This window comes from Sphingorhabdus buctiana, assembly GCF_042680825.1.
GTDB classification, from domain to species: domain Bacteria; phylum Pseudomonadota; class Alphaproteobacteria; order Sphingomonadales; family Sphingomonadaceae; genus Sphingorhabdus_B; species Sphingorhabdus_B buctiana.
Window position 1 is genome coordinate 168219 of the sequence record NZ_JBHUEL010000007.1, and the last position, 24739, is coordinate 192957.

The window sequence follows — 24739 nt, forward strand, 5'->3', positions numbered from 1 at the left end:
AGCCTAACCTGCCATCGCCTTGCGGGGAAGCGGCAACTGTTGAACCTGTGCCCATGGCTGGCGGACGAGGAACAGGGCGATGATCCCGGCCAGTCCCCAGCCGATAACAGGCAACCCGCCCCAGATGTTGCGGACCGTTTTGCCATGCGCCTCTGCATTGCTTGGATCGAAACCGAAATATCCCAGTAGCCAATAGGAAATGGCAAGCGCGGAGGCGTTGCCGAACTTTTGCATTAAATTGCCGCTCGCGAAAATGAAGGCTGTTCGGTCGCGACCGCAAATCTGCGCATCGACCGGGGCATAATCGGCAATCATACCGAAAATGAAAATCAACCCCATGAAGGCACCGCCCAAGATAAGGGTGTAGATGGCGGATGGCAGCAGCTGGCCTGCCAATGGCAGCTGCAGTCCGCCGATCAGCAAAAATATAAGCGTCGAGCACATTAGCATCATTCCCTTGGGTTTGCCCAGCTTGCGCGCGGCATAAACCCACAACGGCGTGGTGATCGCTCCGCCAACAAAGGTCAGGAACAAAAGGAGCGAGCCATATTGGTCGAGCCGGAGATAGGCCTCTGCAAAGAAGATATAGGTCGATGCCATCGCGCCAAAAGCAAAGGCGTTGAGGAACTGAACCAGGAGTATCAAAAGTAGCGATGGCGACTGCAGCGATAGTTTGAGTTCCTTGCGCCAACCAAAGCCCGGCTCGATCGCTACCGGTCGGCCCGGTACCTTTCGGTTTGCCAGCAAGGCGAGCGGCATCGCAATCGCGACCAGGCTGACATAGGCGACGATCCGGCCCTGCAGGCTGATATCGGGTATCAGATATTGTGCGAGCGCGGGGGCAGCAAAGGCGACGACGAGGACAAATTTTGCAGTATATTCACGCGCACCGAACAAGCGCGCACTGACCTCTGAACGGCCATTTGAAAGCGCTGATCCCCAGGCCAGATGAGCGACGTCGAAAAGGCTGTAGCAGGAATAATAGAGCAGCAAGAGCGGCAGTAGTGCCCAGAATTCGAGCCGGTCACCGATGCTGACCAGCAATGCGAGCAGAAGCACCAGCGGGACAGCGGCCCGCGCCATCCATCGGCGGTGCGGCGCATCCCCTTTCGATTTGCGATCGATCATCGTGCCGATCAAGGGATCGACGAGGCCATCCCACAAGGTGCTGAGCGAGAACATCAGCCCGACCAGCGCTACGGCAACCACCCCGCCGTCGCTGATATAAGGTGGAAGGTAGATCGAAAGCGGCAAGCCCATGATGGCAATCGGGCCAACGCTGGCCGAATAGTAAATCGCGGTCCGGCGCGAAATATTCGCGTCGCCACCTTCGGCAGTTGTGCCGATGCCTTGCTGCACGCCATTCTCCTCACACAGCGTTGTTTACACCTGTGTGAGTAGCAATCGCGCAATGTTCAAGGAGAAAATGCCATCCCGAAGGAAATGGCAGGGGTGACAGGATTCGAACCCGTGGCCCTCGGTTTTGGAGACCGATGCTCTACCAGCTGAGCTACACCCCTGCAGATTCGCATCTGCGAAGAAAGGCGCCCTTAGCGCCTACAAATGAAAGGGGCAAGCACGCTCTCGCATGCCTGCCCCCTTTATGGTTTTTCGGACCAATCAGAATTTGAGACCGAACTCGAGGCCCCAGATCCGCGGTTCGTTGACGAAACCGGTCAGGTTGTTGAAGTCGATGCCGCCAACGGCTGAAACATCGTTGGTGATGTTGCGGACAAACGCCGCGATGTCGACACGATCGCTGCGATAGCCGGCGCGCAGGCCGCCTTCGAGCATATGATCGTCATTGAACTCTTCCGAGGTGTAGAGGAAGAAATTCACCTTCGAACGATAAGCCCAGTCGGTGAAGAAATAGACTTCGCCGCTGCCGCTGCCGACAGGGATGCCATAACCTGCGGTCCAGTTGGCCGACCATTTGGGCGCTTGCGGCAGCTGGTTGCCATCGATCGAATAGATGCCCGGCGAACCGGCACGGACCGGATCGGTCACGGTGCAACCGCCGCCGCAGCCAGTAATAAAGGCATTGGGATCGTCAATCTTTGCACGGTTGTAGCTGAGGCCTGCCGTCAGCACGAGGTTATCAACCGGACGCGCTTCGAACTCGGCTTCGAAACCATAGCCGTCGACATTATCGGCATTGATCAGCTTGGCAGCGTTGCTGGCCCCACCAACTGCGGTCAGCTGGGCATCGTTGAGATCATATTTGTAGACCGACAGATTGAAGCGTGCGCGGTTGCCAAGATTGGCCTTCACGCCGCCTTCAAACGACAGGATCGTTTCCGAATCCGCGGTGCTGATTGCATCCTGCACCGTGGTGAAGACGAACAGCGCACGGCCCTGGATCGAAGGTGCGCGATAACCCTTTGCCACGCGGGCATAAAGGTTGATGTCGTCGCTGGCTTCGTAGGTTGCGCTCAGGTCCCAGGTCAGGTTGTCGTCCTTGACGCGGGCAAAGCCGGTGCCGATGGCACCGAAGAAGCCGCTGCGTTCGACATCGAGGCGGCGCTTGTCGTTATTGTAACGCGCACCGGCTGTCAGCGAGAGTTGCTCGGTCACCGGATAGGTCAGGCTACCGAAAACGCCCCACGCTTTTGAGCTTTGCTGTTGGGTAGCGGTGACGCTCGGCGAAGTACCGGTTGGGGTGTCATAATTGTACGATGCAATCGCCAGGTCTTCGTTGAAGTAGAAGACGCCAGCCTGCCATTTCAGGCCTTCATCGTTGTTTGAGGACAAGCGGATTTCCTGCGTGTACTGATCAAGATCAGGCACGTCGTCGCGCGAGTTTGCAGAGAAGGGAATGAAGCCCGGGCCCGAAACCGGCAGGAAGGACGCGCCGAAGCCGCCATCGATATCACCGCGGCTGCGATATTTGCCCGACCACCAAGCGGTGACCGAGGTCAGCGTAGCTGCGCCCAGATCCCATTCGAGCGTTCCGGCAAGATTGGCGAGCTTCAGGCGCTGGAAATTGAGGCCATCAGTCCACACCTTGTCACGTTCGAATTCGCTGGTGGCGCTCGAAAGGCCGCGCAGGTCGTTGCTGCCGGGGACAAACATGTTGGCACGGAAGACGCGGGCCGTTCCCTTGAAGTCGCGATATTGGCCGGTTACGCGCAGCTTCACGTTTTCACCCGGTGCGAACTGCAACTGGCCGCGCAGCGCAACGTCGCTATAGCCTTCGAGGTCGTTGCTGCCCGGATCGGCGATATTGTCGACCCAATCGCTACGGCGTTGGTACAGGCCCGAAACGCGCGCCGAAACGCTGTCGCTCAGATTGCCGCCAATGCCGGTTTCGAGGCCCACCGAGTTAAAACGGCCAAAGCTGCCTTTGAAGTAATTCTGGTCGGAATCGGGACGGACGCTGTCGAACTTGACGATACCGGCCGGAGTGTTGCGGCCAAACAGCGTGCCTTGCGGTCCGCGCAGCACTTCAACACGTGCAACGTCAAATACAGGGAAACCCTTGAGGATCGGGTTTTCGAGAACGACATCATCATAGACCAAGCTGACCGGCTGCGACGCGTTCAGGTCAAAGTCGGTGTTGCCGAGACCGCGAATATAGAAACGTGGAAATGTGCGGCCGAACGAGCTTTCGATGTTGAGGCTGGGTACGCGGCCCGCAAGCGCACGGATATCTGCACCGCCGGAGTTGATGGCGGCAAGCTTGTCACCCGAAACGACGTCGACCGAAAGCGGGACGTCTTGCAGGTTTTCCTCACGGCGCTGTGCGGTAACGACGATTTCACCCAAGCCTTCGTCGGCTGCCGCTTCGCTCTGGGCGAATGCGGGGGTAGCGAAGCTGGTGGTGGCGATGGCAATTGCCAGAATAGACGGTGCAAAGGTGCGCATGGCGGTACTGCTCCCTGAAAATGCAGTGGTTAAGTAGAGCGGTCGTTCAATCTGCTGCTCCAACTGGCGCTGCAAATAGGGTAAAGCGCCTCAACGTCAAGGAATTACGCCAGTTTTGAAGGCGATTCCGATCGCTGTGTTGCATCGATGTTACAGTGGGAAAAAGCCCGTCTAGAAGCTCATTTCGGCATAGACGCGGCTGATGTCGCCGCCCCATTCGCCGTGATATTTGTCGAGCAATATTTCGGCGGGTGTCTTGCCGCTGGCGACGACTTCGCGCAGCGGATCGATGAAGCCGCTTTCATTGTCACCGCCGCTGTTGAGGCGGTTGCGGGCGGTCAGGCCGGCAGAGGCAATCTCGACGATGCGGCCGGCAATGTCACGCAGCTTGCCGCCGCCACCAATTGGGGCGTCGAGACCCATTTTCGGAACCGCAGCACGCAGCGCTTCGCGTTCCTCCATCGTCCAATGCTTGACCTCGTCCCACGCTGCATCGAGTGCGCCTTGATCGTAAAGCAGGCCGACCCAGAATGCTGGGAGGGCGCAAATGCGGCTCCACGGTCCGCCATCGGCACCACGCATTTCGAGGAAGCTTTTGAGCCGCACTTCGGGGAAGGCAGTCGACATATGGTCTTCCCAGTCGGATGCCGTCGGCTTTTCGCCGGGAAGCACCGATAATTCGCCCTTCAGGAAATCGCGGAAGCTGTGCCCGGCAGCGTCGATATATTTCCCGTCGCGGTAAACGAAGTACATCGGCACATCGAGCATGTAATCGGCGTAGCGTTCATAACCAAAGCCGTCTTCGAACACGAAAGGCAGCATGCCGGTGCGCGCCGGATCGGTATCCGACCAGATATGGCTACGATAGGAAAGGAAGCCATTGGGCTTGCCCTCGAGGAAAGGCGAGTTGGCGAACAAGGCTGTCGCCAAGGGCTGCAGCGCCAGGCTGGTGCGGAATTTGTGCGCCATGTCGGCTTCGCTCGAATAGTCGAGATTGACCTGGATGGTGCAGGTGCGCAGCATCATATCGAGGCCCATTGAGCCGACGCGCGGCATGTGGCGCAGCATGATGTCATAGCGCCCCTTGGGCATGATCGGCAGCTCGGCACGGGTTTTGTCGGGCCATAAGCCAAGCCCGAGGAAGGCCTTGCCAGTCTTGTCCCCTATCGCTTTCACCTGTTGCAAATGGCGACCGGTTTCGGCGCAAGTTTGGTGCAGGTTTTCCAGCGGCGCGCCCGACAGTTCGAGCTGGCCAGCGGGCTCAAGGCTGACGGTGCCGTCGGGCCCGCTCATCGCGATGACATTGTCGCCTTCGTAGATCGGGGACCAACCAAATTCGGTCAGCGCCATCAACAGGTCGCGGATGCCGCCGGGCTCGTCATAAGACGGGGCATGATGGTCTTTCTGGCAATAGACGAACTTTTCATGCTCGGTGCCGATGCGCCACCGATCTTTGGGCTTCTCGCCCTTCGCCATTGCGGCGATCAGCTGATCGCGATTCTCGATCACAGGATCGTTGCGATTCGAAACTGTTTTAGTGCTCATGGCGTGCGTTTAAGCAGCGCCGGACCGCTTGGCCAGCAAATTTAGCTTGGCAACCCCGTCAGTTGACGGTGACGTTGAATACCATCGCAAAGGTCGAACCGGGTGCCATCGTCGCAGCGGTGCCGGTGATAGTACCGCTGTTGAAAACCATTCCGAACGGGTCGGTTTCATCGGCGCCTATACCATTATCATCTTCGACCGTGCTGGCGCTGCCGCAGCTTGTCCCTGACGCCATGCTGCCCGGAACGAAGGTTACCGTGGCTGGCAAGGTGTCGCTGGCGCTGACCGATGTAGCGGTGCCGCTGCCGGCATTCGACAGGGTGATGCAATAGCGAACTGTCGCCCCCGGTATCGCCTTGGGATTGGTTGTGCTGACGCCATCGCTCAACACGCTTGAAATCTTGGACACCGTCAGGTTGGCCACGGGTCGGCAAAATGTAATGTCGTGGATTGCGACTGCCTGTTGCCCCGGATCGGCAGGAGCAAGCGAGTGGTTTCCATAAGTGATGGAAATCGTGTCGACCGGAGATGTGAAAGTGATGACCAGATTTCCGTTGGCACTGGTATCCGCCGAGGTTGCATCACCAAAGGCCGAATTGCCAATCACATAATTGGAAACGCCATTGGTGAGCACGGGCGTGACGCTATTCCCATTATAGCTGCCCGTTACAGTGATCCGGTCAGCAAACTGCCCGGCCGAATAATCTATATCGAAAATGCGGAACTGCGCGCCAGGAACTGCCGTTGGAAGAGTGATCGTGGTCGTTGCAGTTTCCGATTGGTTGGTAAAGTTGATCAGCTCGAAAATCGAAAACTGTGCTGGGCTAAACCCGCCCGTAACGGCGTTCTGACGAGCCGGGCTTTGTCCGCCATAGGTTGCATTGGAAAGCCATGCCCCACCAGTTCTGGTAATATTAAATCCAACCGTCCCGAGGTTGGAAACGCTATAACTGTTGGTGGTGCTTCCTGCGGTCCAGCTTACAGAATCCCAATCGTGCACCGTCGTGCCATTCGGGCAAGATAGCGTCGGAGGCGTTCCGGCTACTCTTGCTCCGGACACCGTAAAGCTGACGCTATCATCATCGTCTTCGCTGGTCGAAGCATTGTTGGGGGTGGAATCGACGTCGGATTCAGAGGACGCCGAAATCTCAGCACTATTGGTAATGGTAGCGCCGGCGGTTGCATTAACGGTGACGGTTATGGTTATCGATCGCGTCGATCCGGCAGGAACAGAGCCGACTGTCCAAACCCCCGTTGTACTGTTGTAGGTGCCGGTGCCGCTCGCGCTGACGAAGGTAACACCTGCCGGAAGAATATCGAGCACGCTCACGGACGCAGCACTGATCGATGGGCTGGAGGCGTTCAAGACACTCAAGGTATAGGTGATGTTCGTTCCGGCGGCAGGTGCGGAATTGCTGACCGTCTTGGTCAGCGAAAGGTCTGCATAGGGGCCCGTCAGGAAGAGGTCGGCCTGATAAAATGTACCTGCATCCGAGCCGGCATTGTCGCAAATGCTTAGCGTCCAAGTGCCAACCGAGTTTTGCCCGTTGAACGCCGAAAGCGCAGTATTAGGTGCAAAATTCCTCTGATAGGGCGGAACCGCTGTGGCCGCGGTTGCGGTGTCATTGTTGGTGTGCGTATCGACTGAAGTCCCAATGGCATCGTCGAGCAAGACATTCAGATTGTCTCGGTTCCCGCCAGTCGAATTGAACAAGGTGACAACGGTTCCGGCTGGGGACCTGAGCCGCATCTCGATGTCGCCACGCCAAGTGTGCGTTAGCAAAATGCCAATGTTGACATCCTGAACTGTGAAGCTTTGCGTGACGTTGAAGGTGCGCTGCAAAGGCGTGGCACATGGCGCTGTGTTTTCATCAAACGCCCCGTCCACGCTATTGGTATATTGGAAGCTTTGCGCGTAAGCCGCTGCCGGAAGCATGCTCGCCAGCAAGGCAGCAAGACAAAGGCGCACCAATGCAGCCACGCCCGAACAAGCAGACGCAAAGTCTGGTCTATTTGCTATTCGCCCACACATCAGCACGCCTTATGGCCTCATTTCCTTTATTAATTATAAAGAATGGCCGAAATTTGCCGTTTGCGAATGTAAACTTTGGTGAATGGCGGCCGAAAGATTAACGCCAGTCGCCTTGCACTGCCATCCAGATCGATATGGCCGCGATTGCGGCGGTATCAGCCCGCAAAATGCGGGGCCCAAGTGAAACGGGTGTCGCTTGTGGAACCGCACGGATCGCGGCATTTTCCTCATCCGAAAAGCCGCCTTCGGGGCCAATCAGGATCGCGGCTTTGCTGCTCGGCATCGTTGCCAAGGCTCGGGCAATCGGGATGCCGCCCCGTTCATCGCAGAACAGCAAAGTCCGGCCTGAAGGCCAGTCTCGCAAAAGCCCATCGAGTTTCGAAAGCTCTCCGATTTCGGGTAATGCGGTGCGCTCGCATTGCTCTGCGGCCTCGATCATCTGCGACCGCAAACGATCTTCCTTCAACTTGTCCGCGACGCAACGCTGGGTCAGCACGGGTACAAAGCGGGCAATGCCCAACTCGCAGCTTTTCTCGGCGATCCAATCGAGCCGGTCTTTCTTTATCAGCGCCTGGCAAAGCCACAAATCGGGGGCGATCTCGCGCTCGCGCAGTTTCGCTTCGACGGTGACGACAAGATCGCGTTTCCCGGTGGCGGATACAGTCGCCAGATATTCGCCTGTCCGGTCGTCGAACAGCTTGACTGGTGCGCCTTCCTTCAGCCGCATGACATGCAGCAGGTAATGCGCTTGCCCGCCATCGATGCGTAGTTCGACGCCTTGCGAAAGCGCCTCTTCCACGAATAGGCGCGGGGTCGAATGCGGGGGCCAGGCGGGTGTTTGAACCATGGTTCCAGCATAGCCTTCGACAAGCGCCGGGCAAGGCGTTATGTCCGATTCGATGTCTGCAGCCGCCCCACCCGACACGGAAATTCAAGGTCTTGTCCGTCTTTTGCCGTCGCGTATGCGGCCTTTCGCGTTGCTCGCGCGTTTCGACCGCCCCATCGGCTGGTGGCTGCTTTTTTGGCCTTGTGTGTACGGTTTGGCGCTTGCTGGTGGCGCATTCAGCCACTGGCCCCTCGTGCTCTGGATGCTGCTCGGCGCGATAGCGATGCGGGGGGCGGGTTGCGTCTATAACGACATTGTCGACCGCGATCTCGACGCCAAGGTTGCCCGAACCGCAAGCCGCCCCCTGGCGAGCGGTGCCGTCAGCCTGAAATCTGCCTGGGCCTGGTTGCTGTTGCTGTGCGGCATCGGCTTTGTCGTGCTGCTACAATTGAGGATCGAGGCGATTTTCGTAGCTTTGTGCAGCCTGGCGCTGGTCGCGGCCTATCCTTTCATGAAGCGGATTACCTGGTGGCCGCAGCTTTGGCTGGGGCTCGTATTCAGCTGGGGCGCGCTGGTCGGTTGGGTGGCGGTCACGGGCAGGGCGGATACTGCGATGCTCTGGCTTTATGGCGGCACGATATTCTGGGTGGTCGGTTACGACACGATCTACGCGATGCAGGATCGCGAGGATGACGCACTCGTCGGCATTCGCTCGACTGCCTTGCGCATGGGGGAACAGGTACGCAGTGGCGTTGCGATTTGCTACCTGCTTGCGCTTGCCGGTTGGGCAATGGCGATCTGGAGCGTGCGGCCACAGGGGCAGGCGCTGGTCGCATTGTTGCCCGCTGCTTTCCACTTGGCATATCAAATCGCTTCGCTCAAAAAGGATGGAAGCAATGCGCTCGGCCATTTCCGGTCGAACAAGGTAACTGGGCTGCTGGTTGCGCTCGCCTGCCTTGTTGTTGGCGCCACAAGCTGAAGGGGAGAGAATTTCATGGGCTATAGACGGCTGGGCAAAAGCGCGATTGTCGTATCCGACATTTGCATGGGCACGATGACATTCGGATCGCAGGCGGATGAGGCCGTCGCGCACCGCGTGATGGATATGAGCCTCGATGCCGGCATCAACTTCTTCGACACCGCCGAGGGCTATCCGGTACCGCCAGATGTCAAATGGGTTGGCCGTACCGAGGAAATCGTCGGCCGTTGGCTGAAAGGCAAGAACCGCGACGCGATTATCATTGCGACCAAGGTATCAGGCCCCAGCCATGTCTGGTTCAAATCGCCCAAACGCGGCGGAATGACCGCGCTCGACCGGCGGCAGATCACCGTTGCGGTCGAGGACAGCCTGCGCCGTTTGCAGACCGATTATATCGACCTTTACCAGACCCACTGGCCCGATCACGGCACGCCTTATGAAGAAACGATGGAGGTGCTCGACGAGCTGATCCGCGCGGGGAAAGTGCGGATTATCGGCTGCTCGAACGAAACAAGCTGGGGGCTGATGAAGTCGATCCAGACTTCGGAACGCCTCGGCGTCGCCCGCTACCAGACGATCCAGAACAATTTCTCGATCAATAACCGCCGGTTTGAAGATGAACTGGCGCAGGTCTGCCGCGAAGAAGGTGTCAGCCTTATACCCTATTCGCCGCTCGCCGGCGGTGTGCTTTCGGGCAAATACCAGGACGGTGCCCGCCCCGAAGGTGCGCGCTTCACGCGTTACATGGATATGCTCGATTCAAGGCAGGCAACCATGGCCCGCCGCTTCGCCGGCCCGCGTGCGCTTGAATCGACGGCGCGGATTTTGGAAATCGCCAAGGAAGCAGGCATGTCGCCCGTCACCTTGGCAACCGCATGGTCAAAGCAGCATGATTTTGTTGCGTCCACCATTGTCGGGGTCACCACAGTCGAGCAGTGCGCCGAGATCTTCGCCGCAACCGAACTGGTCCTGCCCGACGATGTGATGAAGGCGATCCACAAGGTGACCAAGGAAATCCTCTACCCGATGGGGTAGGGGTTATTCCGCAGCCAGCAACCGCTCCGCGCCGCCCAGATCGACGCTGACAAGGCGCGATACGCCTTGTTCGACCATGGTAACGCCGAACAGGCGGTGCATGCGGCTCATGGTCACGGCGTTGTGTGTGACAATCAGGTAGCGTGTGTCGGTCTCGCGCGTCATCGCGTCGAGAAGGTCGCAGAAACGCTCGATATTGGCATCGTCCAAAGGCGCATCGACTTCGTCGAGCACGCAGATCGGCGCAGGGTTGGTGAGGAACAATGCAAAAATCAGCGCTACCGCCGTCAATGCCTGCTCCCCGCCCGACAGCAGCGTCAGCGACTGCAGTTTCTTTCCCGGCGGCTGGGCAAAGATTTCAAGGCCAGCCTCCAGCGGGTCGTCGCTGTCGATCAGCGCGAGGTGCGCCTGCCCGCCGTTGAAGAGCGTCGTGAACAGTCGCTGGAAATGCTGGTCAACGGTTTCGAAAGCGGCAAGCAGGCGGGTGCGGCCTTCGCGGTTGAGGCTGCCGATCGAGCCGCGCAGCCGATTGATCGCTTGCGTCAACTCCTCGCTCTCGCTTTGCCCTTTTTCGATTTCGGTTTCGAGCTCGACCAGCTCATCCGCTGCGATCAGGTTGACCGGGCCGATGCGCTCACGATCAAATTGCAGTTTGTCCAAGCGGTTCGATTCGACCGAGGCATCGCCCAACTCGCTTTCTTCAAACCCATGTTTTTCAGGAAGCAGGGGGGGCGGGCATTCGAAGCGTTCGCCTGAAATCCCGGCCATTTCGCGGCGACGGGCATCCTGGTTTTCGGCGCGCGCCTCGGCACCAGCGCGTTGTTCGCGTGCGGAGGAAACTGCTTCAGCAGCAGCCGAAAGCTGGCTCTCCAGTACTTTGAGTGCCGCCTCGCTTGCCTGTTCGGCTGCCTGCAATGTCGCCAATTTCTCGGCGACATTTGCCTTGTCTGCCTCGAGCGTGGTCAATTCGTGCGCGATGATTTCTGGGCGTCCGGTTATCGCTTCAAGCTCGGTAGCAATTTCGGCGCTGCGCTTGTTCATTTCCGCAATGCGCCGCTCGGCCTCGCCTGCCCGTTCCTGCCAGCCACGAATTTCAGCCTGTGCAACCGCGCGCCTTTCCCGTTGCTGGGCAATCTTCTGGTCCAGGCCTGACAGGTCGGCTTGTGCGCGGACGAAAAGCTGCCGCAACGATTCACCCTCTTGGGTAAGGGCTGCGACCAGTCCGCGCTGCTGCTCGCCATCGGGCAGCTCGGATCGTGCTTTTTCTGCCGCTTCAAATTCGACTTTCGCCTGCGCCGCCTCCTGATCGGCAAGTGCACTCCGCTCGGCCAGCGCGGTCGCGGCTTGTTGCAATCGGGTGAGTGCGTCTTCTGCCCGGTCGGCTTCGCGCAGCGCCTGGCGCAACGCATTCTCGTTGGTGGCTTGCTCGCTGGCAAGGCGGCGGGCCTCATCCTGCGCGAAAGCGATGCGTTGACCCAGATCGTCAAGCGCGGTCGCCTGTTCGGCTACCTTTGCCTCCGCGGCGGGTATCGCATCGAGCAATGCCGACAGGCGGTTTGCGCGTTCAAGCTGTTCAGCCGCCGCCGCGCCATCGTCTTCGGCGACGAACCCATCCCAACGGCGCAGCTTGCCATCGCGGGTGACAAGCCGCTCGCCGATGTCGAGCATCGCGCCATCGTCGGTTTCCATCACGCGTACCATTGCGAGACGCAGAGCAAGCTCGCCCGGCGCTTCGACCACATCCGAAAGGCGCTCGCCCGAAAGCTGGGGCGGTGTTGTGGTGAAGCCCTGCCAGCGGCGCCCGGTTATCCCGCCAATGGCTGCGTTCAGATCATCGCCCAGCGCCGCTGCCAGCGCACGTTCATAGCCGGGTTTGACCTTGATCCGGTCAAGCGCACGGTTTTCGCTGCTTTTGGAGGTCGCGCGTTCAAGAGCGTTTTTCTCGCTGACCAAGGCAGCAAGATCGGCCTTGGCACTGGCAAGCGCGCTTTGTGCAGCGTCGCGCTCAGTAACCAATGCGGCACGCGCGGCTTCGGCCGCCGCAATGGCTTCGGCTTGTCGGTCGAGTTCGGATTGCAGGCGTCCGGCTTCGTCACGCGCGGCATCGCGCGCAGCTGCAAGTTCGGCTTCGTCCCCCAACGCTGCCAGTTCTGCCTCAAGCCGTGCCTTGTCACGCTCGGCGCGCTCAACGCGGGTACGGGCATTGTGCAGCGCAGCTTCGGCGACGCGCACTTCGGCCTCGGCGCGGGCTTGCTCGGCCACTGCCTTGGCGAGCTTCACTTCGCCTTCGCGGGTTGCGCGTTCGGCATCATCGAGCGCACGGGTCAGGCGGGGGCGCTCTTCCTCGCTGGCCTTGATCGTTTCGGCCAGCGTCGCTGCTTCGGCCTGCAAGCGTGCAAGCGCCTCCGCAGCATCGTGGGTCAGCTTGCCTTCGCGTGCGCCATCATCTTCAATCCGGCGAGCCTGTGCCGCCAAGTCGGCCTGCCGCTGGACAAGGCGGTCACGCTCCCCGCTAAGCTGCACCAGCCGGTTGGAAAGATCGCTCGCCGCATCGCGCGTTGCCATGGCAGCGGCCCGATCCTCGGCCAGCTTGCGGACTGCTTCCTGCTGTTGCTCTGCCAATGCGCGTTGGCGCACCGATGCTTCCTCGACAGCCTTGCCTGCGGCATCGGCTTCCACACGGGCCGCTTCAGCGGCGGCCTTTGCTTCTTGCCAGCGAACAAAGATCAGCCGGGCTTCGGCCTGCGTGATTTCACCCGAAAGCTTGCGATACCGCTCCGCCTGCCGCGCCTGTTTTTTCAGGCTTTGCGCGCGCGCATCCATATCGCCCAATATCGTCGACAGCCGATTGAGGTTCGTCTCGGCTGCGCGCAATTTCTGCTCGGCGTCCTTGCGGCGGACGTGAAGGCCAGAAATCCCCGCCGCCTCTTCGAGCATCATGCGCCGTTCCTGCGGCTTGGCAGAGATGATCGATCCGATACGGCCCTGGCTGACAAGTGCCGGGCTGTGCGCACCGGTGGCGGCATCGGCAAAGATCAGCGCAATATCCTTGGCGCGCACATCGCGGCCATTGGCCCGATAGGCACTGCCCGCGCCACGTTCGATCCTGCGTACAACCTCCAGCTCCTGGTCATCATCATTGGCGATGATGCCCGGTATGTTTTCGTGCGCGTCATGTTCGGCAAGCAGCGTGACCTCAGCGAAATCGCGCGATGGCCTTTGCGCGGTCCCGGCGAAGATTACATCTTCCATCCCGCCGCCGCGCATCGACTTGGGTGAATTTTCGCCCATCACCCAGCGCAGCGCCTCGAGCAAGTTGGATTTGCCGCAGCCATTGGGGCCGACAACGCCGGTCAGCCCGGCCTCGATATGCAGCTCGGTCGGCTCGACGAAGCTTTTAAAGCCTGTCAGTTTGAGCCGTTTGATCCGCATGGCGCCCCCCGCTACGCTCCCCCAGAAGGTTTAGCGCGCGCCTGCTTCCTGCAGCTTGCCCTTGACCTGCGCCCAGGCGGTGACGTCCAACTTGGCGCCGTTCAGGTAGAAAGTAGGCGTGCCGGGGATTTCGTACTTCTTGCCATATTCGGCCGTCAGGTCGGCCAGCTTTTGCATTTCCGCAGTGTCGGAAAGGCAAGCCTTGCTCTGGTCGCGCGAAACGCCGCGCTGGGCAAAGAATTCGACAATGCCCACGGCGTCGGCAAGCGCGAAGAATCGGTCGCCGCCTTTGAGCGAGGTAATCTTCGCCTCCAGCGCCTTGTCGGTGCCGATCTTTTGCGCATTGGCGAACAATGTTTCCTGGAAGCCCATGAACTGTTCGGTCAAGGGCAGCATGGCTTCATTGGCACCGCAACGCGCGATACGCGCCGCCATCAGGTCGAATTCGTCACGCACAAAGTTGCGGAATTCGTAAGAGATCTTGCCGTTGTTGATGAAATTCTCATGCAGTTCGCTGCCTGCATCCTTGGAGAATTGCGCGCAGACATGGCAGGTCAGCGAGGCGAATTCGACCAGCTTGATCTTCGCATCGGGGTTGCCAATCAGATAGCCGCCCTCGGCCGTTTTGCTGACGACGTCGATCCATTGCTTGCCCGCTGGCGGTGCGACGGCGGCGACAGGCTCGCCCTTGGGTGCTTCAGCAGTATCGCCGCCACCGCATGATGCGAGGGCGAAGGCTGCGATGGAGGCGGTGAGGATTTTGAGGCTGCGCATGATCGGTGTCCTTTGCGTCTTCATAATATCAGGGGGCGAGATGGGGTTTCAGGGTGGCGAAATCATGGCCATCGATGATCTTGCCATTGACCATCAATGTCGGCGTCGAATTGATTTTGAGGGTTTGGGTGGCTTCCTCGGTCATGGCGATAATCGCGTTGAAGGCCGCCTGGTTTGACAAGCAAGCCTTGCCTTGGGTAGCGGTCACACCGCGCTGCGCCATGATCGTGTCGAGCCCGAGTTCGGTATAAGCGCCAAGCATGAACTGCAGGGTTTTTCCAGCTTCCAGATGGTCGATCGTCGCCTTGGTGAGTTTCGAACCCTGCGCCCATTGGGCTTGCGTTGCCATCAGGTGTCGGTGGTTGCCGAAAAAGCGCCCCTTGCCGCCACAACGGGCAAGCATCGCCGCGGTCAGGTCCATCGGGTCGCGCACCAGGTTGCGGATTTCAAAGCTGACTTTGCCATTGGCGACAAACTGGCTCTTCACTTGTGGCACTTCGTCGATTTCGAAATGCGCACAATGCCCGCAGGTGTAGCTGGCATATTCGACCAGCTTTGTCGGTGCTGTGGGGTTGCCAATCACATGGCTTCCCTTCGGCGTTACGCTGAAGGTCAGCAGCCAATTGGTTTTGGCTGGAGCAGCCAGCGCAGCGGCGCCTGCACCAATGGCGGTAGCCGCGGTTAAAACAAGCAATGCGTTACGGACTTGGTTCGTGAATCGGCTGGCCATATTTGCCTCTGAAATGGACCGCTGCATCTGCATTCACTCGCCCTCTTTGGCAAGGCTTTTCGCCAGATTTTGCAATACGGCCTGCAATTCAGGATCGGCAATTTCACGCAGCGATTCACCCAGTTCGGCAGACGGCGCGCGCAGCACCGGCGCAGCAGCAAGCCGGGTTTTGGGCTGGACCTTTTGCACCATCCCCTGGCGCAGTTTGACCTTGGCCACGGCCTCGTAACCGAAAAAGCGGTTCACCCGCTCGACAATTTCGGGAAGCACGTGCTGGATCATCACGGCATGGCCGCTTTCCACCACCAGCTCGAGCGTGCCACCTGCCTTTTGCCCCACAGGAAAACGGATCATTTCGGGGGCGGTAACATCGGCATAGCGAGGGCCGACAATCTCATCCCAACGGCTGACGACCGAGCTTTGCACAAAGCCGAACCTGCGAAAAGCGGCGCGGCCAATATCGGGCACCAGATCGGATACCGCCCGCGCTTCGCCGCCACGAGGGCGTTCGAAGACGGCCTTCGCGGTCTTGGGTTTGCCTTTCCCGGGGCCTGATGGTCCGGATGTCTTGCCTTCCGCCATAGTGCAGCTATCGCATTTTGCATGGTCGCCGTCCAACCACGCACGCAATATTCTGGGGATATCGCAAAGCTGCTGCTCGCCCATTATGACCGGCATGCAAGGGCGCTTCCCTGGCGTTCACCGCCGGGCACGCCGCCTCCCGACCCGTATCGCGTATGGCTGTCGGAGGTGATGTTGCAGCAAACCACGGTTGCTGCCGTCTTTGGCTATTTTGAGAAATTCACCAAGCTTTGGCCGGATTTCGCGGCCTTGGCAGCAGCCGACGACGCCGATGTAATGGCGGCCTGGGCAGGGCTTGGATATTACAGTCGCGCGCGCAACCTTTTGAAATGCGCCCGTGCCGTGGTCGCGGAGCATGGCGGGCAACTGCCCAAGACTTCGGTTGAACTGGGTAAATTGCCCGGCATCGGGCCCTATACGGCTGCTGCCATCGGGGCGATTGCCTTTGGCGAACGCGCTGCGGTGGTCGACGCCAATGTCGAGCGGGTGGTGGCCCGCTTGTTCGCGATCCAGACCCCGTTACCAGCCGCCAAGCCGGAAATTCGTGCTGCTGTGGAGGCGATAACGCCTTCGGACCGGCCGGGCGATTTTGCACAGGCGATGATGGATCTCGGTGCCAGCCTGTGCTCCGTCCGCGACCCGCAATGCCTGCTCTGCCCGTTGCAGTCGCATTGCGCGGCGCGTGCCGCCGGGATTGCGGAACAATTGCCGCAAAAGCTTGCCAAGAAGGCCAAGCTGCAACGCCTGGGAATGGCCTGGTGGATTGAACGTGAGGGAACGGATGACAGGGAAATCTGGCTGGTTCGCCGCCCGCCGCACGGAATGCTCGGCGGGATGCGCGCCTTGCCTGATGATGGCTGGAAAGCGCGTGAAGATGGCGACTCGAAGCCCCCTTTTCCCGCAGATTGGCGCTACCTCGAAGGTGAGGTCGCCCATGTCTTCACCCATTTCAGCCTGAGCCTGCGGATTGCCGTTACGGCAGCGCCGGTCGACGAAAGCTGCTTGCCCGATGGTGAATGGTGGCCGTTGAAAAGATTGGACAGCGCCGGTTTGCCGACCTTATTCAGCAAAGCAGCCAAACTTGCCATCAGAGCAATGTATCAAGATTGAAGAGGAGTGAGCATGTCGGAAATCCAGACAGCAATGATGAATCCCAGCCGCCGCGGTTTCCTTTCGATGGCCGGATTGGGTGCAATGGCAACGATGCTGCCGACCCCTGCATGGAGCTTTCTCGCGCAGGAATATCCGACGCTCAAATCGCAAGTCGAATCTTATGTAGCGAGCAAGAAGGCCGCCGGGGTTGTTGCAGCAGTGGGGCGGGGCATGGCAGCACCCGACATGGTGGCCGCAGGCACGCTCGCGATTGGCGATTCCACGCCGGTCGATATCGACACGCTCTTCCGCGTCTATTCGATGACCAAGCCCGTCACCGGTATGGCAGCGATGATCCTTGTCGGCGAAGGCAAGATCAAGCTCGACCAGCCGATTGCCGATTTCCTGCCTGAATTTGCACAGATGCGCGTGCTGACCAGCCCCGACACCAGCATGGATTCGGTTCCGGCTAAGACCCAGATCACCCTGCGTCATCTGCTGACGCATACGGCAGGGCTTGGCTATTCGATTATTACCAAGGGGCCGCTCCTCAAGGCCTATATGGATAATGGCATCACCCCGGGGCAGATCAGCCGCATGCCGATCCCCGGTTTTGAACCCGGTGCGCCAACCCCCGATCTCAAGACATTTGCCGAGCGCGTCGCGAAACTGCCGCTGATCGCAGAACCAGGCACCAAATGGAGCTATTCAATCAGTCTCGACCTTTTAGGCCGCCTGATTGAAGTGGTCAGCGGGATGGAGTTTGAGGCATTCCTCAAGGCGCGACTGTTCGACCCGCTGAAGATGACCAGCACTTATTTCCAAGTCCCCAAATCCGAGGTGAAGCGCTTCACCACCAACTATGCCGTTTTCGGCGGGGCCCTTATCCCGATCGATCCCGCCGCGACGAGCATCTATCTCGACAAGCCCGCTTTTGCCTTTGGCGGTGCTGGCCTTGTATGTTCGACACGCGACTATGATCGCTTCCTCGCGATGCTGCTGGGCGGCGGCGAGTTGGATGGCGTTCGTGTCATGGCTCCCGAAACAGTGGCACTCGGCATGTCGGATCTGCTGCCGGCAGGTGTCAACACAGCGGGCACCTATGCCGACGGTTCGGGCTTTGGCGCGGGCGGGCGCGTCGGCAAGGGTGCTTATGAGGGCGTATTCGGCTGGGGCGGCGCAGCAGGCACGATCGCCTTCGTCGATCCGCGTCGCAAGGTGCGGGCGACGGGGATGGTGCAATATATGCCGTCCAACGCTTATGGCTTCCACGATGATTTCGGCAAATGGGTTGTTGCCGACCTGCAGGGTTGACGCAGGTATGAACCCCGGCTTCACAGGCTCCCCGCTCGACCGCGCAGACAGGCTGCGCAACGATGTAGAGGCGTTCAATGCCGCGCTCAACGATTGGCGCGCACGCGTACTCGGGCTCGACGGGCTTGATCCCGTGGTTGCCAGCGAAGGCGGGCTCAAATGGATATCGATGGCAGAGGTCGATGTTTCGGTTGATCTGATCCTGCTCGGCCTTGCCAATGGCAAGCCGCATTTCGTGCCCTTGGTCGAAGGCGCTGGCGGAATGGCGCGATCGCCGGCCGTCTGGCGTGCGCTATCGATGCTGCCCGCAGAAGATGCTGCGATTTACGGCACCGCGCGCAGCCTGATCGACTGGCACAACAATCATAAATATTGCGGTCGCTGCGGCGGATCGACCAAAGTTTTTCGTGCTGGTTGGGGTCGCCAATGCACTGCCTGCGATGCCGAACATTTCCCGCGTACCGATCCGGTCGTCATCATGATCGCCGAATATGAAGGCAAGGCGCTGCTTGGCCGCCAATCGGCATGGCCCAAGGGCAACTACTCTGCGCTCGCCGGTTTCCTCGAACCCGGCGAGAGCATCGAGGAAGCGGTACGGCGCGAGATCATGGAGGAGGCAGGGATTAGCTGCGGCGCGGTCCGCTATGTCACCAGCCAGCCTTGGCCCTTTGGCGGATCACAGCTGATGATCGCTTGTGTCGCTGACGCCGATGGCGACCAACTGACCATCGATTATAACGAACTTGAAGACGCGATGTGGGTGACGAAGGATGAAGCGCGTGCCGCACTCGCCGATGCGCCCGACAAACGCTTTGGCGCGCCGCCGCCCTTTGCAATCGCACACACCCTTTTGCGGCGCTGGGTGGAGATGTAGCCATGGAAAAATTGCGCATCGATATCGTATCAGACGTTGTCTGCCCCTGGTGCATTATCGGCTATAAGCAGGTCGAAAAGGCGCTGACCTTGTTGCCCGATCCGGTCGAAGCGGAGATCCACTGGCATCCGTTCGAACTCAACCCCGACATGCCACCGGAAGGGGAAGATGCAGGGCAGCATATTGCCCGCAAATATGGCCGCTCGCCCGATGAGGGGAAGGCGGTGCGCGAGCGCATCAAAGGCACTGCTGCAGAACTGGGCTTTGTCTTTGGCGATATGGGCGCGCGGCGGCTGTACAATACGTTCGACGCGCACAAATTGCTGACCCGTACCGGCGCTGAACATGGCTGGCAAAAACAGACGGAGCTCAAGCTCGCACTTTTTTCAGCCTATTTCCAGCAGGGAAAGGATGTCAGCGATCGGGCGGTTTTGCTCGATGTCGCCGAAAGCATCGGCCTTGATCGCGCAGCTTGCGAAGCGTGGCTTGCCGACGAAGCACTGGGTCGCGAAGTGCGCGGCGAGGAAAGCTATTGGATAAACGAGAACGTCGCTGGCGTTCCCGCGATCATCTTTGACGGCAAATATATGGTTCCCGGCGCGCAAAGCGCAGAGACCTTTGCACAGGTGATCGGCAAGGTGCTGGCGAAAAGGGGTCAGGCAACCGCCTGAACCCCATATTTCCGCATTTTCTCGATCAGGGTCGTCCGCTTCAGCGTAAGCAGACGGGCGGCTTCGGAAACAATGCCATCCGCAAGTTCCAGTGCCATGGTGATACGTTCAAGCTCGATTGCCTCGATTTCCTGCCGCAAGTCGATCGGTTGATCCTTGCTGGGGCTGATGCCTGCAGGAACGAACGACATCGGCGGTAGCGCCGAACGTTCGCGTTGGGTGTCGAGCGGCGGTGCGGCATTTGCCAGCAACAAATCGACGTCGTCGCCGTTCAACATTTCACCGCCATAAAGCACGCCTGCGCGCTCCACGACGTTGCGCAATTCGCGAACATTGCCCGGCCAACCATGCTCCATCAGTTTTTCGAGCGCGGTTTGATCAAAATGTGCGATCGCCCCCGACGGTTTGCCCTTCTGGAAATGGCGGATAAGCAAGGGGATGTCTTCACGGCGCTCCGCCAGCGCCGGAACATGTACCAGCACGACACCGAGGCGAAAGAACAGGTCTTGCCGGAACCGGCCATCGGCGATTGCCGCGTCCATGTCGCAATGCGTTGCCGAGATGATGCGGACATCGACCGCCGTTCCTGTGCTGCTGCCAACACGGGTATCCATCTCTTGCGCCAGCAAGTTGAGCTCGCTCGCCACCGTTGCCCGGTCTGCAGCGGATAATGTGCCGTTGGCAGCCGAAAGTGAAAGTTCCTTGGCGCGGACGAGCAAATCGGATGTCGATGCGAGGACGGTATCAGCCTGTGCGGTCAGCGATTGACCCAATCGAATATTGGCGTCCCAAGCGACATTATTTGCTTGCGCGGTTCGCAGGGTTGCAACCCGCGCGCTTGCGACCGGATCGTCCGATGCGCGCTGCAAGCGCTTTCCGGTCGAAAGCTGGATCTGGGTTTGTGCGACATCCTGCGCGAGCTTCGCCTGGCGGGCGATTTCGCGGGTCATGCGATTTCCGGTGGCATTGATCATGATGCTGGTCCGTTCGGAAAGGATGGGGCCTAGAAGATGTCGAGGATCGACTGCATGGTTTCGCGCGCAACCTGCACAGTACGGGCCGCGGCCTCATAAGCTTGCTGGAAACGCAGCAACTCGGCAGCCTCTCGGTCCAAGTCGACCTCGCTGACCGCATCGCGTGCAGCAAAAGCGCCATCGCGGCGAGTGGATGCTGCGGTGTCCTGCGCCCGCGCGCTCGCAGCCTGTTGTGCCTGCTGGCTGACCAGTGCCGCCCAGCCTGCCTCGATGCCGTTCGCGCCGCGCAAATTGGCAAGCGACAGGGCATTGCCATTGGATGCAGACCCATCACCAGCGGCGACATCATTTGCCGTCAGCGCCAGCGCGGCCAAGGCAGAAGCTGTCGATCCGCTGAGCAGTGCGCCACCGGGATTTCCATTCGCATCTAGGCCCGATTGATTCCAGCCATTGATTTCATTGGCAAAGCGCAGTGCGAGCGCGTCGAGTGCCTCCATCTGGCCGGCTATATGGTCTGCGCCTTGTGCGAAGCCGGCAAGCGTGCCGCTCGATGGCACCAACGCGCCGCCCGGGGTAATCGTGAAACCTATCCGGCCATCGGCCCCTGCATATGTCGAAAGCCCCGCCACGGTGCCACCCGAGATCAACAGGTCGCCATTAGCCGCCGCGCTCAATGTCACAGCGCCGCGGGCATCGAAACTGATCTCGACGGGAAGTGTCGCGGAAATGCGATCTATCAAACGGTCGCGCTCATCAAGCAAAGTCGCTTCATTGCTCGATCCGGCGCGCGCGCGGCGCAGCCCCTGGTTGACGGCTTCCAGCGCGTTGAGATCGGTATTGAGCTGATCGACGACAATTTGCGCATCGTTCCAATCAACTGGCGCAGCATCACGGCTTCGAAAGCAACAGCGGCTTTGCGCAGCTCAGGATCGACTTTCTGCGCGGGCGCACTCGTCACAGGGCTGATGCCAGATATTTTCATATGATCACCAGCTCGGCGGTTAGCGCGCCAGCTTCGTCGAGCGCCTCAAGGATCGCCACAAGGTCGCCCGGCGGCACGCCAATGCGGTTGATGGCGTCGACGATGTCAGACAGTTTTGCACCACGCTCGATCAGGAAGGCAGGCGTCGCAGCCTCCTCGACGCGGATATCGCTTGCCTGTTCGACGGCAGTTTCGCCGCGGCTGAATGGGGCGGGTTGCACCACCGCCGGGGCTTCGTCGACACGCACGGTCAGTTTGCCATGCGTCACTGCAGCGGGCCCGATCCGAACCGCGCCATTGATCACGACGGTACCGGTGCGGGCATTGACGATGACTCGCGCCCGAGGTTGCGATGCCTCTATATCAAGCGCCTCGATCGCGGCCATCATGCGGGTGCGGGCATTGCCGCCTTGGGCGGCTTTGATCTGGATGGTCGCACCATCGATGACTTGTGCAGTTCCGGTTCCGAAATTGCGGTCGATCGCGTCGGCTAAACCTGCGCGCCGGCCGGACGTTAAAGCCCTTAAGATGCCGTCAGAAATCCGACGGCGGTTTTTTAGGGTAAAGGTTATGACGCAACCTATTTCGTTTCGTCCGCTGCACGGGCCGGGGTCGGTCCGTCGAACCGGCGCGGAGACTGTTCCCGCAGCGCCCTCGTCCGGGCAGCAATCCGCATCGGTGCCGCTGGCCCGGTTGACAGGGCTTGCCCGGGCATTGGCAAACGAAGGTCCACCCGTCGATCATGCGCGCATCGCGCAGATCCGACAGGCGATTGCTTCAGGCAGCTATCGCCCCGATGCGAATGCCGTCGCCGATGCCATGTTACGCCATTTCGGCTGGAGCAGTGCATGAGCGGAGAGAAGATCCAGGCCGTGCTCGATTGCCAGGACGATTTGATCAAAGCTATCGATACCCAAAACGCCACTGCAATCATCCACGCCAGTGAGGCGCTGGCGGGGGCGGTTGCGGCTTTGCGTAATTCCGACGACTGGCCGCGCGATCCGTTAACGGCGGACCGGCTACGCAACGCATTGCGGGAGAACCGGGCCGCTGCGATGCGGATCAATCTCTTGGCCCATTGGACCCGTCGGAAAATTGACCGCTTGTCGGAACTGCGCAGCCAACGCGGCCCGCAAAACCCATATAAAACATTGTAATATCTTGGATTAATTGCCAATTGTGCGAAAATGGCACGGGCATTGCTGATGGTCAGGCATGACCCAGTCTGTGACCAACAAAGCCACACAACCGATAGCGCCGCCCATCTGGCAGGCGATCGAACATGCTTCCCGGCAAACCGGGGTCGCTTTCGATTTCCTGCTCGACCAGGCCCGCATCGAAAGCGGCTTTCGCGCCGATGCGCGCGCCGCAACCTCGAGTGCGACCGGCCTCTACCAATTCACCACCCAGACCTGGCTTGCGACATTGAAACGCCATGGCGGCGATCACGGCCTTGGCTGGGCGAGCGATGCGATCATGTCCAATGGCAAAGGAACATATCGTGTGGCCGATGCCAGCATGCGCGAGATGATCCTCGATCTGCGCAACAACCCACAGACCGCCGCGCTCATGGCGGCGGAACTGGCGGCTGATAACAACGATCATCTCGGCGCAGCGCTTGGCCGACCGGCGGAGCAGGTTGATCTCTATCTCGCGCACTTTCTTGGCGCGTCAGGCGCGGCTTCGTTCCTGAAAGCCTGGGCTGTCGATCCATCACAAGCCGCCGCTCCGCTATTTCCGAAAGCCGCTGCTGCCAACCGTGCGGTCTTCTTCGAGGAAGGCGGAAAGCAACGCAGCCTCGATGAAATCCGCAACCAGTTTGCGGCGAAGCTCGAGCAAGGCAATCCAGTCTTGGCCGCCGCAACGACCCGTCAAAGCCGTGCGATAACCATTGCGCAAAAGACGGGGCCGATGGAACTGCGCCCGTTCGAACCGATGCCGCAGAAGCTTTCGCTCGAATTTGCGCGTGATGCCTATGCGCGGCTTTCGACCTTGGGTGGAACAGCCGCATGACAAGGCCGGTCTGGAAATCCCTGGCAAGCGGGGCAGCACTGCCGACCGCGATCCTCGCCCTCGTACTTCTGATGATCGTTCCGGTTCCCGCGACGGTTCTCGATGCCGGTTTCATCGCCAATATCATGATCAGCCTGGCCGTTCTGATGGTCGCTCTGTCGGCGGCACGACCGCTCGATTTTTCCGCGTTTCCGACCGTGCTGCTGCTGGCGACCTTGTTCCGGCTGGCGCTGAACGTCGCCTCTACCCGCGTCGTGCTGGTCGACGGGCATCAAGGCTCAGCTGCGGCTGGTCATGTGATCGAGGCGTTCGGCGCATTCCTGATCGGTGGCGATTATATTGTCGGGTTGTTCGTTTTCGCCGTGCTGATGATCATCAACCTGGTCGTCATCACCAAAGGTGCAGGGCGCGTGTCCGAAGTCTCGGCGCGTTTCACGCTCGATGCGCTGCCCGGCAAGCAGATGGCAATCGACGCCGATCTCAACGCCGGGTTGCTGACCGCCGATGAAGCCAAGGCACGGCGGCAGGAGGTTGCGACCGAGGCCGATTTTTACGGCTCGATGGATGGCGCCTCCAAATTCGTGAAAGGCGATGCGGTCGCTGGCCTGCTGATCCTTTTTGTCAACATTGTCGGCGGCCTCATCCTCGGTGTTCTAAGCCATGGGCTTTCATTGGCGGATGCAGGGCGCATCTATATCACGCTTGCCATCGGCGATGCGCTGGTGGCGCAGATACCGGCCCTGCTGCTTTCGATTGCCGCTGCTGCAATCGTCAACCAATCCGTCCGCGCTGCACCCGAAGCGACCTGGCCGATCGAACCCGAGCTTTCGCGCAAGATCGTCGCTGCGATTGCCGACGCAGTAGAGCCGCAATTGCTCGCGGCGCGCAGCTTTGCCGTCATCGTCTCCCCGCTCTGCCGGCCTGCAATGGCACGCCTGCTTCGCGGCCAGTTTTCCGACGTGGCGGTGCTCTCTTTCCTGGAAATCCCCGACGGCAAGTCGGTCGAAATCATCGCCACGG

Annotated in this window: 22 protein-coding genes, 1 tRNA gene and 1 pseudogene; 10 read left to right on the plus strand and 14 right to left on the minus strand. The window is 59.9% G+C overall.

Going from position 1 to position 24739, the window contains the following annotated elements:
• Window positions 1-3 precede the first annotated feature (3 nt).
• From ACFSAG_RS07920 to ACFSAG_RS07945, 6 genes are all read right to left on the minus strand, one after another.
• Complete coding sequence (locus tag ACFSAG_RS07920; protein ID WP_374614928.1) at window positions 4-1359, minus strand: MFS transporter; 1356 nt, start codon at window positions 1357-1359, stop codon at window positions 4-6.
• An 85-nt stretch (window positions 1360-1444) separates the two neighbouring features.
• Window positions 1445-1520, minus strand: a tRNA-Trp gene (locus ACFSAG_RS07925).
• A gap of 100 nt (window positions 1521-1620) precedes the next feature.
• The gene (locus ACFSAG_RS07930; RefSeq protein WP_381513228.1) at window positions 1621-3864 is read right to left on the minus strand and encodes a TonB-dependent receptor; all 2244 of its coding nucleotides are present in this window, start codon (window positions 3862-3864) and stop codon (window positions 1621-1623) included.
• 171 nt (window positions 3865-4035) lie between these two features.
• The gene (locus tag ACFSAG_RS07935) at window positions 4036-5409 is read right to left on the minus strand and encodes a glutamate--cysteine ligase (RefSeq protein WP_381513231.1); all 1374 of its coding nucleotides are present in this window, start codon (window positions 5407-5409) and stop codon (window positions 4036-4038) included.
• Between the two features lie 58 nt (window positions 5410-5467).
• Window positions 5468-7390, minus strand: a complete 1923-nt coding sequence (locus tag ACFSAG_RS07940; RefSeq protein ID WP_381513234.1) for a proprotein convertase P-domain-containing protein — start codon at window positions 7388-7390, stop codon at window positions 5468-5470.
• A gap of 148 nt (window positions 7391-7538) precedes the next feature.
• On the minus strand, window positions 7539-8288 hold the full coding sequence (locus ACFSAG_RS07945) for a 16S rRNA (uracil(1498)-N(3))-methyltransferase (protein WP_381513237.1): 750 nt from the start codon (window positions 8286-8288) through the stop codon (window positions 7539-7541).
• Window positions 8289-8340: 52 nt separating this feature from the next.
• On the opposite strand from ACFSAG_RS07945, the gene ubiA reads away from it, so the two are divergent.
• The gene (gene ubiA, locus ACFSAG_RS07950; RefSeq protein WP_374614933.1) at window positions 8341-9246 is read left to right on the plus strand and encodes a 4-hydroxybenzoate octaprenyltransferase; all 906 of its coding nucleotides are present in this window, start codon (window positions 8341-8343) and stop codon (window positions 9244-9246) included.
• 15 nt (window positions 9247-9261) lie between these two features.
• Window positions 9262-10281: an aldo/keto reductase gene (locus tag ACFSAG_RS07955; protein ID WP_381513241.1), complete on the plus strand. Its 1020-nt coding sequence runs from the start codon at window positions 9262-9264 to the stop codon at window positions 10279-10281.
• A gap of 3 nt (window positions 10282-10284) precedes the next feature.
• Here the strand turns inward: ACFSAG_RS07955 and ACFSAG_RS07960 are convergent, their stop codons facing one another.
• Genes ACFSAG_RS07960 through ACFSAG_RS07975 form a run of 4 tightly spaced genes read right to left on the minus strand, consistent with a single transcriptional unit; the run spans window position 10285 to window position 15799 of the window.
• On the minus strand, window positions 10285-13713 hold the full coding sequence (locus ACFSAG_RS07960; protein ID WP_381513244.1) for an AAA family ATPase: 3429 nt from the start codon (window positions 13711-13713) through the stop codon (window positions 10285-10287).
• A 30-nt stretch (window positions 13714-13743) separates the two neighbouring features.
• Window positions 13744-14487, minus strand: a complete 744-nt coding sequence (locus tag ACFSAG_RS07965; RefSeq protein ID WP_381513247.1) for a thioredoxin domain-containing protein — start codon at window positions 14485-14487, stop codon at window positions 13744-13746.
• A gap of 28 nt (window positions 14488-14515) precedes the next feature.
• Entirely contained in the window at window positions 14516-15217 is a 702-nt protein-coding gene (locus tag ACFSAG_RS07970; RefSeq protein ID WP_381513250.1) for a thioredoxin domain-containing protein, read from the minus strand.
• A 33-nt stretch (window positions 15218-15250) separates the two neighbouring features.
• Window positions 15251-15799 carry a DUF721 domain-containing protein gene (locus tag ACFSAG_RS07975; protein ID WP_374614938.1) on the minus strand — a complete coding sequence of 183 codons (549 nt, stop codon included), beginning with the start codon at window positions 15797-15799 and terminating at the stop codon, window positions 15251-15253.
• Between the two features lie 21 nt (window positions 15800-15820).
• Between ACFSAG_RS07975 and ACFSAG_RS07980 the strand changes: the two genes are divergently transcribed.
• The 4 genes from ACFSAG_RS07980 to ACFSAG_RS07995 are packed head-to-tail and all read left to right on the plus strand — an operon-like array spanning window position 15821 to window position 19750.
• A complete protein-coding gene (locus ACFSAG_RS07980; protein ID WP_381513253.1) occupies window positions 15821-16909 on the plus strand; it encodes an A/G-specific adenine glycosylase in 1089 nt (362 codons plus the stop codon).
• Between the two features lie 33 nt (window positions 16910-16942).
• Complete coding sequence (locus ACFSAG_RS07985; protein ID WP_381513256.1) at window positions 16943-18205, plus strand: serine hydrolase domain-containing protein; 1263 nt, start codon at window positions 16943-16945, stop codon at window positions 18203-18205.
• Between the two features lie 7 nt (window positions 18206-18212).
• Window positions 18213-19079 (plus strand): NAD(+) diphosphatase, encoded by an 867-nt coding sequence (nudC, locus tag ACFSAG_RS07990; RefSeq protein WP_381513259.1) that lies wholly within the window; start codon window positions 18213-18215, stop codon window positions 19077-19079.
• 2 nt (window positions 19080-19081) lie between these two features.
• A complete protein-coding gene (locus ACFSAG_RS07995; protein ID WP_381513262.1) occupies window positions 19082-19750 on the plus strand; it encodes a DsbA family oxidoreductase in 669 nt (222 codons plus the stop codon).
• Here the strand turns inward: ACFSAG_RS07995 and ACFSAG_RS08000 are convergent.
• From ACFSAG_RS08000 to ACFSAG_RS08015, 4 genes are read right to left on the minus strand one after another with little or no spacing between them, the layout of a single operon-like run.
• A complete protein-coding gene (locus ACFSAG_RS08000) occupies window positions 19735-20724 on the minus strand; it encodes an AAA-type ATPase lid domain-containing protein (RefSeq protein ID WP_381513266.1) in 990 nt (329 codons plus the stop codon). The genes ACFSAG_RS07995 and ACFSAG_RS08000 overlap by 16 nt on opposite strands.
• A gap of 29 nt (window positions 20725-20753) precedes the next feature.
• Window positions 20754-21545, minus strand: a complete 792-nt coding sequence (locus tag ACFSAG_RS08005; RefSeq protein ID WP_381513337.1) for a FlgK family flagellar hook-associated protein — start codon at window positions 21543-21545, stop codon at window positions 20754-20756.
• Window positions 21461-21706, minus strand: coding sequence for a hypothetical protein (locus tag ACFSAG_RS08010; RefSeq protein ID WP_381513269.1), 246 nt, complete (start codon window positions 21704-21706; stop codon window positions 21461-21463). Before ACFSAG_RS08010 ends, ACFSAG_RS08005 begins: the two co-directional genes overlap by 85 nt.
• Window positions 21703-22290, minus strand: coding sequence for a flagellar basal body P-ring protein FlgI (locus ACFSAG_RS08015; RefSeq protein ID WP_381513340.1), 588 nt, complete (start codon window positions 22288-22290; stop codon window positions 21703-21705). The genes ACFSAG_RS08010 and ACFSAG_RS08015 overlap by 4 nt, the downstream gene beginning before the upstream one ends.
• On the opposite strand from ACFSAG_RS08015, the gene flgM reads away from it, so the two are divergent.
• The 4 genes and pseudogenes from flgM to ACFSAG_RS08035 all read left to right on the plus strand — a co-directional run.
• The gene (flgM, locus tag ACFSAG_RS08020; protein WP_381513271.1) at window positions 22277-22558 is read left to right on the plus strand and encodes a flagellar biosynthesis anti-sigma factor FlgM; all 282 of its coding nucleotides are present in this window, start codon (window positions 22277-22279) and stop codon (window positions 22556-22558) included. The genes ACFSAG_RS08015 and flgM overlap by 14 nt on opposite strands.
• Window positions 22555-22863: a hypothetical protein gene (locus ACFSAG_RS08025; RefSeq protein WP_381513274.1), complete on the plus strand. Its 309-nt coding sequence runs from the start codon at window positions 22555-22557 to the stop codon at window positions 22861-22863. Before flgM ends, ACFSAG_RS08025 begins: the two co-directional genes overlap by 4 nt.
• A 58-nt stretch (window positions 22864-22921) precedes the next feature.
• A complete protein-coding gene (locus ACFSAG_RS08030) occupies window positions 22922-23719 on the plus strand; it encodes a lytic transglycosylase domain-containing protein (RefSeq protein WP_381513277.1) in 798 nt (265 codons plus the stop codon).
• Window positions 23716-24498: pseudogene (locus ACFSAG_RS08035) on the plus strand (FHIPEP family type III secretion protein); the annotation flags it as partial. The gene ACFSAG_RS08030 and the pseudogene ACFSAG_RS08035, both read left to right, overlap by 4 nt.
• Window positions 24499-24739: the final 241 nt, after the last annotated feature.